Annotated in this window: 13 protein-coding genes and 1 tRNA gene; 12 read left to right on the forward strand and 2 right to left on the reverse strand. The window is 60.5% G+C overall.

Going from position 1 to position 15,491, the window contains the following annotated elements; translation table 11 throughout:
- Positions 1–40: 40 nt before the first annotated feature.
- Positions 41–116: transfer RNA gene (locus tag EIEH_RS13870), tRNA-Gly, on the forward strand.
- 289 nt (positions 117–405) lie between these two features.
- On the opposite strand, the gene queG is transcribed toward EIEH_RS13870, so the two are convergent.
- Complete coding sequence (queG, locus tag EIEH_RS13875; protein ID WP_015869847.1) at positions 406–1,545, reverse strand: tRNA epoxyqueuosine(34) reductase QueG; 1,140 nt, start codon at positions 1,543–1,545, stop codon at positions 406–408.
- Between queG and nnr the strand changes: the two genes are divergently transcribed.
- The 9 genes from nnr (at position 1,544) to hflC (ending at position 12,237) form a co-directional block, all read left to right on the forward strand.
- Positions 1,544–3,040 (forward strand): bifunctional ADP-dependent NAD(P)H-hydrate dehydratase/NAD(P)H-hydrate epimerase, encoded by a 1,497-nt coding sequence (gene nnr / locus EIEH_RS13880; RefSeq protein ID WP_035610004.1) that lies wholly within the window; start codon positions 1,544–1,546, stop codon positions 3,038–3,040. The two genes, queG and nnr, sit on opposite strands and share 2 nt — an antisense overlap.
- 30 nt (positions 3,041–3,070) lie before the next feature.
- Complete coding sequence (gene tsaE, locus EIEH_RS13885) at positions 3,071–3,535, forward strand: tRNA (adenosine(37)-N6)-threonylcarbamoyltransferase complex ATPase subunit type 1 TsaE (protein ID WP_015869849.1); 465 nt, start codon at positions 3,071–3,073, stop codon at positions 3,533–3,535.
- Between the two features lie 79 nt (positions 3,536–3,614).
- Positions 3,615–5,183 (forward strand): N-acetylmuramoyl-L-alanine amidase AmiB, encoded by a 1,569-nt coding sequence (gene amiB / locus EIEH_RS13890; protein ID WP_172468374.1) that lies wholly within the window; start codon positions 3,615–3,617, stop codon positions 5,181–5,183.
- Between the two features lie 16 nt (positions 5,184–5,199).
- Entirely contained in the window at positions 5,200–7,119 is a 1,920-nt protein-coding gene (gene mutL / locus EIEH_RS13895) for a DNA mismatch repair endonuclease MutL (protein ID WP_015869851.1), read from the forward strand.
- Positions 7,112–8,065 (forward strand): tRNA (adenosine(37)-N6)-dimethylallyltransferase MiaA, encoded by a 954-nt coding sequence (gene miaA / locus EIEH_RS13900; protein ID WP_015869852.1) that lies wholly within the window; start codon positions 7,112–7,114, stop codon positions 8,063–8,065. Before mutL ends, miaA begins: the two co-directional genes overlap by 8 nt.
- Positions 8,066–8,227: 162 nt before the next feature.
- Positions 8,228–8,536, forward strand: coding sequence for an RNA chaperone Hfq (gene hfq, locus EIEH_RS13905; protein WP_014524170.1), 309 nt, complete (start codon positions 8,228–8,230; stop codon positions 8,534–8,536).
- 98 nt (positions 8,537–8,634) lie between these two features.
- Positions 8,635–9,915, forward strand: a complete 1,281-nt coding sequence (hflX, locus tag EIEH_RS13910) for a ribosome rescue GTPase HflX (RefSeq protein ID WP_015869853.1) — start codon at positions 8,635–8,637, stop codon at positions 9,913–9,915.
- 58 nt (positions 9,916–9,973) lie between these two features.
- Positions 9,974–11,233, forward strand: coding sequence for an FtsH protease activity modulator HflK (hflK, locus tag EIEH_RS13915; RefSeq protein WP_015869854.1), 1,260 nt, complete (start codon positions 9,974–9,976; stop codon positions 11,231–11,233).
- Complete coding sequence (gene hflC / locus EIEH_RS13920) at positions 11,233–12,237, forward strand: protease modulator HflC (RefSeq protein ID WP_015869855.1); 1,005 nt, start codon at positions 11,233–11,235, stop codon at positions 12,235–12,237. The genes hflK and hflC overlap by 1 nt, the downstream gene beginning before the upstream one ends.
- Before the next feature lie 309 nt (positions 12,238–12,546).
- Here hflC and EIEH_RS13925 read toward each other — a convergent pair whose 3' ends face one another.
- On the reverse strand, positions 12,547–13,659 hold the full coding sequence (locus EIEH_RS13925) for an acyltransferase family protein (RefSeq protein WP_015869856.1): 1,113 nt from the start codon (positions 13,657–13,659) through the stop codon (positions 12,547–12,549).
- Between the two features lie 191 nt (positions 13,660–13,850).
- Here EIEH_RS13925 and EIEH_RS13930 point away from each other — a divergent pair, with 191 nt between their 5' ends.
- The gene (locus EIEH_RS13930) at positions 13,851–14,051 is read left to right on the forward strand and encodes a DUF2065 domain-containing protein (RefSeq protein WP_015460798.1); all 201 of its coding nucleotides are present in this window, start codon (positions 13,851–13,853) and stop codon (positions 14,049–14,051) included.
- Positions 14,052–14,149: 98 nt separating this feature from the next.
- Positions 14,150–15,448, forward strand: coding sequence for an adenylosuccinate synthase (locus EIEH_RS13935; protein WP_015869857.1), 1,299 nt, complete (start codon positions 14,150–14,152; stop codon positions 15,446–15,448).
- Positions 15,449–15,491: the final 43 nt, after the last annotated feature.

Genomic DNA, 15,491 nt, shown 5'->3' on the forward strand with positions numbered 1-15,491 from the left:
ACCATTACTGTTATGGTGTCGATGCCAGAAGCATCACTCTGCGGGAATAGCTCAGTTGGTAGAGCACAACCTTGCCAAGGTTGGGGTCGCGAGTTCGAGTCTCGTTTCCCGCTCCAATTTTCTTCTCTTTTTTTCTCATCTGATTTATCAACAGCGTCGACAGACGGTGCCCGCCGTGACTGTTCACAATTTCATAAACAGACTTATCCACAGCTTTGCCGATTTTCCTCGCCATCCGCGCTGGCATACAAAAAACACACTGCAATTTAATTCATTGATATAAAATAATAAATTGTAATGAAAATAGTGAAGTGGAACGTTTGCGCACGCAGTGTGGATTGAATAACAAAAGAATTCTATTTTTATGCACAGCGCTGTGCCGACGGGGCCTGCGCTTTTTTGCCGTCAGGCGTCGCGCGGCAGCCCTTTCTCTACTGCGCGAATAAGCCGGCGCTGCTGACTGCTGACAACCTCTACCGCTTGCGCTGCGCGTTTTTGCAGCTGCTGCGCCAGCGCCCAGTGAATATGCTCATCCAACAGCGCGCTGACGCCCAGGCGCTGCTGTAGCAGGGTGACGATATGGGCATCATAGGGCGCGTTGCCCAAGGCGACGCTCAGGTTGCGCAGCCAGCGCTGATAGCCGATGCGCCGAATGGGCGAGCCTTCGGTCATCCGCAGAAAGGTCGTCTCATCCCAGGCGAACAGGATGGTTAGCGGTGGCGCGTGCAGCGCCGCCCGCGGCAGAAAATCGGCCTCCTCGCTCAGCGGGGCCAGGCGGTTCCACGGGCAAATCATCTGGCAGTCATCGCAGCCGTAGATGCGGTTACCGAGCAGGGGCCGCAGCGCCTCGGGGATGGCGCCCTCCAGCTCGATCGTCAGATAGGAGATGCAGCGGCGCGCGTCGACCTTATAGGGGGCGACGATGGCGTCGGTCGGGCAGGTGGTGATACAGGCGACGCAGCGGCCGCACTGCGCCGTCTGCGGCGTATCGACGGGCAGCGGCAGATCGATTAACAGTTCGCCGAGAAAGAACCAGGAGCCGGCCTGCGGGTTGAGCAGCAGCGAATGTTTCCCTGTCCAGCCCAGTCCCGCCTTGGCAGCCAGCGGGCGCTCCAGCAGCGGCGCCGAGTCCACGAAGGGGCGGAAGCGGAGTTCACCGCAGTATGCCTGGATCATTTCGCCCAGCTTTTTTAGCCGGGCGCGCAGCACCTTATGGTAGTCGCGACCCAGCGCATAGCGGCTGATGTAGCCCAGTGTCGGATCTTTCAGGGTCGAGGCAAAGGCGGCGCTGGGCGGCAGGTAGTTCATGCGCACGCTAATCACCCGCAGCGTGCCGGGCAGCAGCTCGGCCGGCCGGGCGCGCATCATACCGTGGCGCGCCATCCACGCCATATCTCCATGGTAGCCGCTGTCCAGCCACGCCTGCAGCGGCGCCTCTTCGGCGCGGAGATCCGTATCGCCGATCCCGACCTGCTGGAAGCCTAGCGATAGACCCCATTGCTTGATATGTTGGGCTAATTGATGCAGATCGAGGGGATGAGTCATGATGGGCCATTCTTGCAACCGGAACATCGACAGTTTATCACACTATGTGGCGCCAGCGGACTGGGTTCGCGACGCCGAGACGCGCGCGGTCGCGGCGCAGGGGATCGCGCTGGCGACGCTGATGCAGCGCGCCGGTCTGGCTGCCTTTAACCGCGGGCGCCAGTGCTACCCCACCTCCCGCCGCTGGCTGATCCTGTGCGGTCGCGGTAATAACGGCGGCGATGGCTATGTGATCGCGCGCCTGGCGCGCGCCAGCGGCCTGCAGGTCACGCTGATGGCGGTGGCGGGGGACTCTCCCCTGCCGCCGGAGGCGCAGCAGGCCCGTGCGCAGTGGTTGCAGTGCGGCGGCAGCGAGATCGCGGCATCGCTGCCCCTGCCGGCGGCAGAGGTGATCGTGGATGCGCTGCTGGGCATCGGTCTGTCGTCCGCGCCGCGAGCCCCCTATGATGCGCTGATTAGCGCGATAAATGCCCATTCTGCGCCGGTGCTCTCCATCGATCTGCCCTCCGGGCTGAATGCTGATACGGGCGCGGCGGCCGGCGCCGTGGTGCGGGCCGATCATACCCAGAGCTTTATCTGTCTCAAGCCGGGGCTGTTGACCGGGCTGGCGCGTGCGGTCGTCGGGCAGCTGCACTGCGATCCGCTGGGGTTGACGGTGTGGCTGGCGCAGCAGGACTGGCCGCTGCAGCGCCTGGATGGGCACTGTCTGCCGCGTTGGCTGGCACCGAGATCGCCGCTGGCGCATAAGGGGGATAACGGCCGGCTGCTGCTGATCGGAGGCGATAGCGGTATGGGGGGGGCGATTCGTCTGGCCGGGCAGGCCGCACTGCGCAGCGGCGCCGGACTGGTCAGGGTATTGACCCGTGGGGAGCACGTAGCTCCGCTGCTGGCCGCAGCGCCAGAGCTGATGGTGAAGGCGCTGAGCCGGGATACGCTGAGGGAGGCGCTGAGCTGGGCCGAGGCGGTGGTCGTGGGCCCGGGGCTGGGGCAGGGCGAGTGGGGGCAGATGGTCTTGGCCGCGCTGGCATCGGTGCGTAAGCCGATGCTGTGGGATGCCGACGCCCTGAACCTGCTGTCCGGCGCGCCCAGCGTCTGTGAATGGCGGGTGATGACGCCACACCCCGGCGAGGCGGCACGTCTGCTCGGCTGCGGCATTGCCGATGTGGAAAACGATCGGCCCGCGGCGGTGCGGGCGCTACAGCGTCGCTATGGCGGGGTGGCGCTTCTCAAGGGCGCGGGTACGCTGATCGCGGATGATGCGCGCTGCGCAATTGCTGATGTCGGTAATCCTGGGATGGCAAGTGGCGGTATGGGTGACATACTCTCTGGTATCATTGGCGGTTTGCTGGCGCAAAAGCTCACGCTGTATGATGCAGCCTGCGCCGGCGCCGTGTTACACGGCGTGGCGGCCGACGCCGCTGCGCTGCGCGACGGCGAGCGGGGTATGCTGGCCAGTGACTTGCTGCCTGAGATCAGGCGCTGGGCCAACCCTTGAATTTGAACTACCAGAACGCATAACACAACTATGACAAGTATCGTACTGCAATTGCCGGATGAAGCGGCAACCATTGTCCTGGGCGGCGCGTTGGCGCGGGCCTGTCAGCGTGCCACTGTAATTTATCTGTACGGCGATCTGGGGGCGGGCAAAACCACCTTCAGCCGCGGTTTTCTGCAGGCCATGGGGCATCAGGGAACGGTGAAAAGCCCGACCTATACGCTGGTGGAGCCCTATCCGCTCGCGCCGCGTCCGGTGTATCACTTTGATCTGTATCGCTTAGCCGATCCCGAAGAGCTGGAGTTTATGGGGATCCGCGACTACTTTGCCCAGGATGCGCTGCTGCTGGTGGAGTGGCCGCAGCAGGGAATGGGCTTTTTACCGGAGCCGGATATCACCCTGCATCTGACCTATACCGACGGTGGCCGCCAGGCGGTGATTGAAGCGCACAGCGTACATGGCCAGGGCGTTTTGGCTGCATTGGACGGGCAATAAGGGACGGGCACGGATGAGGGTGTTGCAGCGTTTTTTGCGTATTACGTTACCCCTGGCGCTGGGATGGTGTTTGGCTACGATGGCCGGTGCCGCCCAGCTGACCAATATTCAGGTGAGCAACGGTGAGCGTCAGGCGGTGGTGACGCTGACCTTTAATGCTCCCCCTGAGCTGAGTCAGCGCGTTGAGCGTAGTCCGGATCGGGTGCTGGTTGAGATCGCCAACAGCAAACGGATCACCGGTGGTCTGCCGATGCAGTTCAGCGGAGAGAATATGCTCAGCCGGATCCGGGATGGCGGTGAGCAGCGCGCTGGTAAGGTACTACTGGTGCTGGACACCACGGCGCGTCCCCGGGTTTCGGTGACGCGCCGTGGTAACCGTGCCGTGCTGACGCTGCGGGCGGAAAGCCGGGCGGCTGTCGCTCCGGCGCCCCCACCCGCCTCGGCGGGTAAAAATTCACTCCACTCCCGCCCGCGTCAGGCGGTGCCCGCGGCGGCTCCGCTGCCATCGGTACCGGTGAGCGCGGTAAAAAAATCCGGGCGCTATGACGGCTCGCAGATTGTCGTGGCGATCGATGCCGGGCACGGGGGACAGGATCCCGGTGCCATCGGTCAGGATGGACTGCGGGAAAAAGATGTCACGTTGGCGATCGCGCGGCGTCTGCAGGGATTGATGGATGACGATCCGATGTTTCAGCCGGTGCTGACCCGTGGCGGCGACTACTTTATCTCCGTGATGGGGCGTTCGGACGTCGCCCGCCGCCAGAAGGCGAACCTGTTGATTTCGATCCATGCCGATGCGGCGCCCAATCGCAGCGCGAACGGTGCATCCGTATGGGTGCTCTCGAACCGACGGGCCAATAGTGAGATGGCCGGGTGGCTGGAGCAGCATGAAAAACAGTCTGAGCTGTTGGGTGGTGCCGGAGACGTGCTGGCTAACAGTAATCAGGATAAATACCTGAGTCAGACGGTGCTCGATCTGCAGTTCGGCCACTCGCAGCGGGTAGGCTATGATGTGGCGGTACAGGTGCTGCGCCAAATGCAAAGCGTGGTGCGCCTGCATAAGCGCGATCCGGAGCATGCCAGTCTTGGGGTACTGCGCTCGCCGGATATTCCCTCCCTGCTGGTGGAGACCGGGTTTATCAGCAACAGCGAAGGGGAGCGCCAGCTGGGAAGTGGCCAGCATCAGGAGCGGATTGCCCGGGCTATCTATCTGGGGGTGCGCAGCTACTTTCTGGCGCATCCGTTGCAAAGCGGCCCAAAGGTGGAAAACCGACCGCAGCAAGCCAGCGCTGCCGGTAACGCAGCGGCGGCAGCGTCTTCTGCCAGCGGGATTCATGTGGTGAAGCGTGGGGAGACGCTACTGGGGATCGCCAATCGCTATGGCTCGACCCTGAGCGGGATGATGCGGCTCAATAACCTGAAAAAAGAGGGGGTCTGGGTCGGGCAGCGGCTGAAGGTGCCGAGCGTCGGCGGTAGTGCCCAGCCCGCCACGGCCAGCGTTCCGCGTATCCATCTGGTGAAGCGCGGTGATACCCTGACGCGCATTGCGGCCCACTATGGGGTTAGCATGGATGCCCTGCGTCAGGCCAATAAGATGAAGAGCGACGGGGTGCAGCTGGGGCAACGGCTGCGCATCCCGTCGCGTTAACCTGAAGGAGATCCCTATGCCGATTCAGATCCTGCCGCCGCAGCTGGCGAATCAAATTGCCGCCGGCGAGGTGGTGGAGCGTCCGGCATCGGTGGTCAAAGAGCTGGTGGAGAACAGTCTGGATGCCGGCGCGACCCGCATCGATATCGATATTGAGCGCGGCGGTGCCAAGCTGATCCGTATCCGGGATAACGGCGGCGGTATCGGCAAGGCGGAGCTGGCGCTGGCGCTGGCTCGGCATGCCACCAGTAAGATCAGTACGTTGGACGATCTTGAGGCGATCGTCAGCCTGGGGTTTCGCGGCGAGGCGTTGGCCAGCATCAGCTCGGTATCCCGTCTGACGATGACCTCGCGTCCCGAAGGGCAGGCGGAGGCCTGGCAGGCCTATGCCGAAGGGCGGGAGATGGCGGTGATGGTCAAGCCATCAGCGCACCCGGTCGGCACTACGGTAGAGGTGCTGGATCTGTTCTACAACACCCCGGCCCGGCGCAAGTTCCTGCGTACCGAGAAGACCGAGTTTGCCCATATCGACGAGGTGGTGCGGCGGATTGCCTTGGCCCGCTTTGACATTACTCTGACGCTGCAGCATAACGGTAAAACAGTGCGCCAGTACCGGGCGGTCAAGGAGGGTGACGCGCGGGAGCGCCGCCTGGGCGCGATCTGCGGGCCGGTGTTTGTACAGCATGCGCTGGCGCTGACGTGGCGCCATGACGAGCTGGCCATTCACGGCTGGGTAGCCGCGCCGCAGGCTATCCGCCAGATAGGCGAGCTGCAGTATTGCTATGTTAACGGGCGGATGATGCGCGATCGGCTGATTACCCATGCCATCCGTCAGGCTTACCAGGATCGCCTGAGCGATGAGATGCCACCGGCCTATGTGCTGTATCTGGAGATCGACCCCCGTCAGGTCGATGTCAACGTCCACCCGGCCAAGCACGAGGTGCGCTTTCATCAGGCGCGTCTGGTGCACGATTTTATCTATCAGGCCGTCGTCGAAGTGCTGCAGCAGGCGCAGGTTGCCAGCGCTCACGATGACCCGACGCCAGCGATCTCGGGCGCAGCGCGGGACGAGGAGCCTCGGGGCGTCGAAAATCGGGCTTCTGCGGGGGAAAACCGGTTTAACCGTCCGGCCTCTTCGCCGGTCGCGTCAGCGCCCCGGCCGGCGCATGTGGCCGCACCACGTATGCCTGCCGGTGATATTTTCCGTCGCCGTGAGGGCGAACTGTATCAGCGTCTGCTGGCGGCAAACCCGGCCCCGGCAGCGGAGACGGATAGCGCGTTTGTCGCCGCGCCCGGCGCGCCGGTGACGGTGGCCGGGCCGCCCGCCGTGGCGGTCTCTACCGCTGCGGAAAACGGGGCGCCGGGCGACAGCTTTGGGCGGGTGCTGACGCTGTGCGCCGATGGGGTCGCCTTGACCGAGTGTCGCAGCGGCGTGGCGCTGGTCAGTCTGTTCCATGCGCGCCGTTGCCTGCTGCGCGCCCAGTTGCAGCCCCCGGATGAAGGGCTGAAGGCGCAGCCTCTGCTGGTACCGTTGCGTCTGACCCTTGAGGCCGCAGAGCGGCAGGCGCTGAAGACGCAGCAACCGCTGCTGCAGCAGATGGGGCTCCGCCTGCAGCCAGAGCGCCAGCATGCGCTGCTGCATGCGGTGCCGCTGCCGCTGCGACAGCAAAATCTGCCGCGGCTGATCCCCCAGATGCTGCGCTATCTGGCGACGGCCTCTGTGTGCGACGCCGCATCGCTGGCGGACTGGCTCGCTGCTCACTGGCACAGCGCTGACGAGGCGCCTTGGACGGTGGCGCAGGCGGTGCAACTGTTGGCCGATCTTGAACGACTCTGTCCCCAGCTGGTACAGTCGCCGCCCCGCGCGCTGCTGCAGCCGCTGGATTTACAGCCCGGCGTCGATCGATTGCGCCAGGAAGAACAACTGAATGAGTAACGATAAGCAGATGCAAAAACTTCCCCCGGCAATTTTCATCATGGGGCCGACCGCCTCGGGTAAGACCGCGCTGGCCATGGCGCTGCGCGAGCGTTTCCCGGTGGAGATCATCAGCGTGGATTCGGCGCTGATCTATCGCGGTATGGATATCGGCACCGCCAAGCCCAGCGCCGAAGAGCTGGCGCGGGCGCCGCACCGACTGATCGACATTCGCTCTCCGACGCAGAGCTACTCTGCCGCCGATTTTCGCGCCGATGCGCTGCGTGAGATGGCGCAGATCAGCGCTCAGGGGCGCATTCCGCTGCTGGTGGGCGGCACCATGCTCTACTATAAGGCGCTGCTGGAGGGGTTGTCGCCGCTGCCGCCGGCGGATGACGCGGTGCGGGCGCGCATTGAACAGCAGGCGAGCGAGCAGGGCTGGGAGGTGCTGCACCGCGAGCTGGCGCGGATTGATCCGGTCGCTGCTGCCCGTATTCATCCGAATGATCCACAGAGACTGAGCCGCGCACTGGAAGTTTTTTTCGTTTCGGGTAACACTTTAACTGAACTGACCCGCGTGAGCGGGGAGGCGTTGCCCTACGCCGTCAGCCAGTTTGCCATCGCGCCGTCGCGCCGTGAACTGTTGCACCAGCGTATCGCGCTGCGCTTTCAGCAGATGCTGGAGGCCGGGTTTGAGCAGGAGGCACGCAGGCTGTTTGCCCGCGACGATCTGCATCCGGATCTGCCCTCGGTACGCTGCGTCGGCTACCGCCAGATGTGGTCCTATCTGGCCGGTGAAATTGATTATGATGAGATGGTTTATCGTGGCGTATGCGCCACTCGTCAGTTGGCGAAGCGGCAGATGACCTGGTTGCGTGGATGGGAGTCAGTGCAATGGCTGGACAGCGACAAGCCCGCTGAGGCGCTGGATTGCGTGGCACAGGTTGTTAGTGCATCGCTTGACTGATTGTGTACAATTGGGCTATGGCTGTGCGTTTGCCCAGCCCTGTGAACAAATTAGTACACCGTGCGCATTTTTTACGCAGTTTTTTTGATTGGAACCATCGGGTTCTTAGTACTGAACGATTGTTATATACAACAAGCAACTAGCAAATAAGGAAAAGATAGAATGGCTAAGGGGCAATCTTTACAAGACCCGTTCTTGAACGCGCTGCGTCGTGAACGTGTCCCAGTTTCGATCTATTTGGTGAATGGTATTAAGCTGCAAGGTCAGATTGAGTCTTTTGATCAGTTTGTCATTCTGTTGAAGAACACGGTCAGCCAGATGGTCTACAAACACGCGATCTCTACCGTTGTTCCGTCCCGTCCGGTTTCCCACCACAGTGGCAATGCGGGTACGGGCAGTGCAGGCAGCAGCTACCATCACGGTGGTCAGGCCGCGTCTCAGCCCACTCAGGGCAGCGATGACGCTGAATAAGGCGTATTGTTGGTCAGTCCCGTCGGGGAGCCGTGATGGCGTGCCGTCATCTGTGCTCTCCGTTCTCATCGGGCTATGCCGTTTGAGAGGTTCCTCCTTTGTTTGACCGTTACGAAGCCGGTGAACAGGCCGTACTGGTTCATATCTATTTTTCTCAGGAAAAAGATAGCGAAGATCTGAGCGAGTTTGAATCGCTGGTCTCCTCCGCCGGCGTACAGGCGCTGCGCGTAATTACCGGTAGCCGCAAAGCTCCCCATCCCAAATATTTTGTCGGCGAAGGCAAGGCGCAGGAAATTGCCCAGGCCGTCGCTGAAACCCAGGCCTCCGTCGTGCTGTTCGACCACCCGCTGTCGCCAGCGCAGGAGCGCAACCTGGAACGTTTGTGCCAGTGCCGCGTCATCGATCGCACCGGGCTGATTCTGGATATCTTCGCCCAGCGGGCGCGTACCCATGAAGGTAAGCTGCAGGTTGAGCTGGCGCAGCTGCGCCATCTGGCGACTCGCTTGGTGCGCGGCTGGACGCACCTGGAGCGCCAGAAAGGGGGGATCGGCCTGCGCGGTCCGGGTGAGACCCAGCTGGAGACCGACCGTCGCCTGCTGCGCGATCGCATCCATTTGATCCTCGGGCGTCTGGAGAAGGTGGAGAAACAGCGAGAGCAGGGACGCCGGGCGCGGGTGCGCGCCGAGATCCCGACAGTTTCGCTGGTGGGCTATACCAACGCGGGCAAGTCGACGCTGTTCAATACGTTGACGTCGGCGACTGTCTATGCAGCCGATCAGCTGTTTGCGACCCTCGATCCTACCCTGCGCCGCGTTGAGGTTAATGACGTGGGGCCGACGGTGCTGGCCGATACGGTCGGCTTTATTCGTCATTTGCCGCACGATTTGGTCGCGGCATTTAAGGCAACGCTATTGGAAACCCGTCAGGCTTCACTTTTATTACACGTAGTGGATGCATCGGACGCGCGGGTCGATGAGAATATTGACGCGGTCAATACCGTACTGGCGGATATCGGGGCCGATGAGATCCCGGTACTGCTGGTGATGAACAAGATCGACATGCTGCAGGACTTTGTCCCGCGCATCGATCGCGATGAAGAGAACCGTCCGCTGCGGGTCTGGGTTTCTGCCCAGCAGGCCAGCGGGATGGATTTGTTATTCCAGGCGTTAAGCGAACGTCTGGGCGGCGAGATTGCCAGCTATACGCTGCGTCTGCCGCCGGCGGCGGGGCGTTTGCGCAGCCGTTTTTACCAGCTTCAGGCAATCGAAAAGGAATGGATTGAAGAGGATGGCAGCATCGGACTACAGGTCCGTATGCCGGTCGTTGACTGGCGTCGTCTCTGCAAGCAGCAGCAGGAGTTGATAAACTTTATCGTTTAGCAATTGCCTGATAGATTGAGTCCTGGGGAAAACCAATCAATGAAGAATGGAGCGAAGCATGGCGTGGAATCAGCCCGGTAATAACGGACAGAACCGCGACCCGTGGGGGAGCAGCAATAATAATGGCGGCAACTCCGGCGGCAACAATAATAAAGGGGGGCGCGATCAGGGGCCTCCGGATCTGGATGATCTGTTCCGTAAAGTGAGTAAGAAGCTGGGCGGACTGGGCGGCGGCAAAAGCGGCGGTTCTGGCTCGGCAGGAACCCCGCGTTCCTCTATCGGCGGTAAAAAAGTGGTGGGGCTGGCCGTCGCGGCAGTGGTGGTGATCTGGGCCGCCAGCGGCTTCTATACCATCAAGGAAGCGGAGCGTGGCGTCGTGACCCGCTTTGGCAAGTTCAGCCACCTGGTTCAACCGGGTCTGAATTGGAAGCCGACCTTTATCGATGATGTCATTCCGGTTAACGTCGAGTCGGTGCGTGAGCTGGCTGCCTCCGGGGTCATGCTGACCTCTGACGAAAACGTCGTGCGCGTTGAGATGAACGTACAGTACCGGGTGACCAATCCGGAAGAGTATCTGTTTAACGTGACCAATGCCGACGACAGCCTGCGTCAAGCTACGGACAGCGCCCTGCGCGCGGTGATCGGCAAGTACACCATGGACACCATCCTGACGGAAGGGCGTACCGTTATTCGTAATGATACCCAGAAGGTGCTGGAGGAGATCATCCGTCCGTACCACATGGGAATCACCATTCTGGATGTGAACTTCCAGGCGGCCCGTCCGCCGGAAGAGGTGAAGGCTGCCTTTGACGACGCCATTGCCGCGCGTGAAAACGAACAGCAGTACATCCGTGAGGCTGAAGCCTACGCTAACGAAGTCCAGCCGCGTGCTAACGGTCAGGCTCAGCGTATCCTGGAAGATGCGAAGGCATATAAAGATCGTACCGTGCTGGAGGCTCAGGGTGAGGTGGGGCGCTTCTCCCGTCTGCTGCCGGAGTACAAGGCATCGCCGGAGATCACCCGCGAGCGTCTGTATCTGGAGACCATGGAGCGCGTGCTGGGTCATACCCGCAAGGTGCTGGTAGATGATAAGAGCAACAACCTGATGGTGCTGCCGCTGGATCAAATCATGCGCTCGGGCGATAAAGGCGCCAGCCAGGCCGGAGACAGCAAAGATACCAGCCTGATCCGGCTCAATCCGCCGCAGGCCAGCAGCAAGCCGGTCAGCGCGGGCAGCAGCACGGACAGCAGCGTGATGGACCAGCGTCGCGTCAACGCACAGCGTAACGATACCACTCGACTGGGGAGAGATTATTAATGCGTAAGTCTTTGTTAGTGATTCTCATCGTCGTGCTGGTGGCGCTGTACGCTTCACTGTTTGTGGTTCAGGAGGGGCAGCGTGGCATCGTGCTGCGTTTCGGTAAGGTGCTGCGCGATGATGAAAACAAGCCGCTGGTGTATGCCCCTGGCCTGCATCTCAAGATACCCTTTATCGAATCGGTTAAGATGCTGGATGCCCGTATCCAGACGATGGACAACCAGGCCGACCGTTTCGTGACCAAAGAGAAGAAAGACCTGATCGTTGACTCCTATATCAAGTGGCGTATCAGCGATTTCAGCCGTTACTATCTGGCGACCGGCGGCGGCGATGTGTCGCAGGCCGAGGTGCTGCTGAAGCGTAAGTTCAGCGACCGTCTGCGCTCCGAGATTGGCCGTCTGGATATCAAGGATATCGTGACGGATTCGCGTGGTAAGCTGATGGAAGACGTGCGTAATGCCCTGAACACCGGTACGGTGGACGATGCGGCGGCGCCGACCGAGGCCGATGACGCTATCGCCAGCGCGGCAGCGCGCGTGGCACGGGAGACCAGCGGCAAGCAGCCGGCGGTGAACCCCAACAGTATGGCGGCTCTGGGGATCCAGGTGGTGGATGTGCGTATCAAGCAGATCAACCTGCCGACTGAGGTGTCCGACGCTATCTATCAGCGTATGCGTGCCGAGCGTGAGGCGGTAGCCCGTCGTCACCGTTCACAGGGACAGGAAGAGGCTGAAAAGCTGCGCGCGACCGCAGACTATGAGGTGACCCGTACTCTGGCGGAAGCGGAGCGTGAAGGCCGTATCATTCGCGGTGAGGGCGATGCTAAGGCAGCGAAGCTGTTTGCCAATGCCTTCAGTAAGGATCCGGACTTCTTTGCCTTTATCCGCAGCCTGAAAGCCTATGAGAATAGCTTTAAGGGGGGACAGGATGTGATGGTACTGCGCCCGGACAGCGACTTCTTCAAGTATATGAAGTCGCCGGACGGCGGCAAAAACGCAAAGTAAGCGTGGGTTAAGCGTTACGCGAGAAGGGATGCCGGTGCGGCATCCCTTTTTTGTATCTTAAAACCTGCAGTTAGGTAATGGGGTCTGTTCTCTGTATAAAACCCTGCTTGAGTTATCCGGCAGCGTAATGCGATGTTCAGGAGCTTGTGCTCCGGTAGCTTCCCCGACAGGGTGAAGAGAGGGATCGCTGACGGCGGTGGTGCTAACTCACGCGCGTGGCGCCCGGCGTGCGTGTGAAAGCATCGGCATGGGGGCTATATGAAAAAGGGATACCCTTGGGTATCCCTTTTGCTGGTGGTCAAGTCTCTGTTAAGCGGTCGGCATTTGCCGGGTGCTGCGCCGCAGCGTCTTGTTCATCAGCAGCTGTTCGGTTTTCACCGCCAGCGGTTTGAACAGGACCGATAGCCGCTCAATGGTAACCAGCACGATCAGGTACAGAGCAATTGCCTGGGTGGCGTTGAGCACCGACATGTCCAGATTGGCGTTGAGGAAGATCACGACCACGTGTTGTAACAGCATGATGATGTAGGCGCGGGAGGCCAGGCTGAGCAGTATCTGGCTGGCCCGCGGCCGGCTGAGCCACGGATGCAGCAGCTGATAGGTGCCCTGAACGATCAAGAAGAAGGCGACAGCAAACAGCAGGCTTACCGGCGCCAGCGGGAACAGCACCTCACGCACCGGCTGGTGGCTGATATGGGCCCAGCTGACGCCTACGGCGATCAGCAGGGCGCCGGTCAGTGCCAGCGGCCGCACATAGCGGGTGAACTGTGCCTGCAGGTGGATAAACAGCATCCCGAAGGTAAAGTCGCTGATCCGTACCTGGGCGGACCAGTAAGGGTTGGTCACGCGGGTGTCATAGGCCATCAGTGTAATAGCGACGGTAGCCAGCATGGTCCACATCGGGTAGCGTACAATGGCGCGGTAGATCAGCGGTGAAATGACATACAGCAGGATGATGCAGCCGATAAACCACTCTCCGGTAAAGTACACCGTCTTAATTTCATAAACGCCGTGCAGATAGTGGTCAAAACCAAGCACCGAGGGCAGCATATCCAGCACCGAGCGGGTGCCGTTGGGGCCAACCTCGACCAGCGGATTGCCGGGATAGGTAAAGAAAATTCCCAGCGCCAGTAGCAACAGGGCCATGCCAAAGTAGGCGATGTTATAGGGGATCAGCACCGAATAGATGCGGCGCAGATAGTATTCGTGGGCCGCGTATTTGCGCAGCGACAGGTAGGCAAGCGCGCCGGAGATCATAAAGAAAAACGAGACGCCCAAGCGGCCGATGCCCGCCGTCAGGTATTCGCGCGGGAATGTCAGAACGGTGCTGGTATCGAACATATAGCTGTAGTGCGAGGTGATCACAAAGAGCACCGATACGACGCGCAGAATGTCAAAGAAGTGGTTGCGCCCAGGTTTCATATCGCCTCCAAAAAAAAGTTGGCGGATTATAGCGGATGTCGCGCGAGATTGGCTAAGGAGTGTTCTGAAAATTCCCCCCTATTGCGACATGCTGCGGATAGCGCAGGTTTTATTTTTGCATTCCACCGTGTCGATTATAGAATCGCGCTTTTATTCAGACACTCGGTCTGTGCGACCGTTCGCGGGGAAAAATGAATTCGACGATTTGGATGGCATTGGCGCTGGTTTTGGTCGTTGAAGGGCTAGGGCCGATGCTCTTTCCGCAGGCCTGGCGACGGATGATCGCCACGATGGCGCAGCTGCCTGATGGTTTATTGCGCCGCTATGGCGGAGGTCTAGTGGTTGCTGGGCTGGTTATCTACTACATGTTGCGTAGTCGCCTCGGCGGCTGATATGTCAGACAAAATTTGCGCAATCGTGTGCGAAAAAAGCTGAAAGCTGAAAAATGAGGTGGTAGAATCCATTTTTAACAACGTGGTGAATAGCTAAAATGGGCAAGAACGTCGTCGTACTGGGCACCCAATGGGGTGACGAAGGTAAAGGTAAGGTCGTAGACCTCTTAACTGAACGGGCCAAGTATGTTGTACGCTATCAGGGCGGGCACAACGCGGGCCATACGCTAGTCATTAACGGTGAAAAAACCGTTCTGCATCTGATTCCCTCAGGTATTCTGCGCGAAAATGTCGTCAGTATTATTGCCAACGGCGTTGTTCTGGCGCCGGATGCGCTGCTGCGCGAAATGACCGAGCTGGAAGCGCGCGGTGTACCGGTGCGCGAGCGTCTGCTGCTCTCTGAAGCCTGTCCGCTGATCCTGCCGTATCACGTTGCGCTGGACAATGCACGTGAGAAAGCACGCGGCGCCAAGGCTATCGGCACCACCGGTCGCGGCATTGGCCCGGCCTATGAAGACAAAGTGGCCCGCCGCGGTCTGCGCGTCGGCGACCTGTTTGATAAAGCCAGCTTCGCCGTTAAGCTGAAAGAGATTATGGAGTACCATAACTTCCAGCTGGTGAACTACTACCACGTCGATGCCGTTGATTACCAGAGCGTGCTGGATGAAGTGATGGCGGTTGCCGATCTGCTGACCAGCATGGTGGTTGACGTTGCCGATCTGCTGAACAAGGCCTATCGCAACGGCGAATATGTGATGTTCGAAGGTGCCCAGGGCACCCTGCTGGATATCGACCACGGTACCTATCCGTACGTGACCTCCTCCAACACGACCGCTGGTGGCGTCGCGACCGGCTCCGGTATCGGCCCGCGCTGCGTGGACTATGTGCTGGGTATCGTCAAGGCGTACTCTACCCGCGTGGGCGCCGGTCCGTTCCCGACTGAGCTGTTCGATAGCGTCGGTGAGTTCCTGTGCGAGAAGGGTAACGAGTTTGGTGCCACCACCGGTCGCCGCCGCCGTACCGGCTGGCTGGACGCCGTTGCCGTGCGCCGCGCCGTAGAGCTGAACTCGCTGTCTGGCTTCTGCCTGACCAAGCTGGATGTGCTGGACGGCCTGGATGAAGTGAAAATCTGCGTAGGCTATCGCCTGCCGGATGGCCGCGAAGTCGATGTAACGCCGTTGGCTGCTGAGGGCTGGGAAGGCATAGAGCCGATCTACGAAGTGCTGCCGGGCTGGAAAGAGAGCACCTTCGGCGTGAAGTTGCGTGACGGGCTGCCGCAGGCGGCACTGAACTACATCAAACGTATTGAAGAAGTTACCGGTGTGCCGGTCGATATCATCTCTACCGGTCCGGACCGTGAAGAGACCATCGTGCTGCGTCATCCGTTCGATGCTTAATGACCCGATGCGTTATTCAACAAACCGGCCTTATGGCCGGTTT

The sequence above is a fragment of the Edwardsiella ictaluri ATCC 33202 genome, assembly GCF_000264785.1.
Classification (GTDB): Bacteria; Pseudomonadota; Gammaproteobacteria; order Enterobacterales; family Enterobacteriaceae; genus Edwardsiella; species Edwardsiella ictaluri.

Coding starts and splice junctions, on each gene's coding strand:
- EIEH_RS13930 (WP_015460798.1), top strand. CDS start 13,851: ATGAATTCGACGATTTGGATGGCATTGGCGCTGGTTTTGGTCGTTGAA.
- EIEH_RS13935 (WP_015869857.1), top strand. CDS start 14,150: ATGGGCAAGAACGTCGTCGTACTGGGCACCCAATGGGGTGACGAAGGT.
- hfq (WP_014524170.1), top strand. CDS start 8,228: ATGGCTAAGGGGCAATCTTTACAAGACCCGTTCTTGAACGCGCTGCGT.
- mutL (WP_015869851.1), top strand. CDS start 5,200: ATGCCGATTCAGATCCTGCCGCCGCAGCTGGCGAATCAAATTGCCGCC.
- hflC (WP_015869855.1), top strand. CDS start 11,233: ATGCGTAAGTCTTTGTTAGTGATTCTCATCGTCGTGCTGGTGGCGCTG.
- miaA (WP_015869852.1), top strand. CDS start 7,112: ATGAGTAACGATAAGCAGATGCAAAAACTTCCCCCGGCAATTTTCATC.
- amiB (WP_172468374.1), top strand. CDS start 3,615: ATGGCCGGTGCCGCCCAGCTGACCAATATTCAGGTGAGCAACGGTGAG.
- hflK (WP_015869854.1), top strand. CDS start 9,974: ATGGCGTGGAATCAGCCCGGTAATAACGGACAGAACCGCGACCCGTGG.
- queG (WP_015869847.1), bottom strand. CDS start 1,545: ATGACTCATCCCCTCGATCTGCATCAATTAGCCCAACATATCAAGCAA.
- EIEH_RS13925 (WP_015869856.1), bottom strand. CDS start 13,659: ATGAAACCTGGGCGCAACCACTTCTTTGACATTCTGCGCGTCGTATCG.
- tsaE (WP_015869849.1), top strand. CDS start 3,071: ATGACAAGTATCGTACTGCAATTGCCGGATGAAGCGGCAACCATTGTC.
- nnr (WP_035610004.1), top strand. CDS start 1,544: ATGATGGGCCATTCTTGCAACCGGAACATCGACAGTTTATCACACTAT.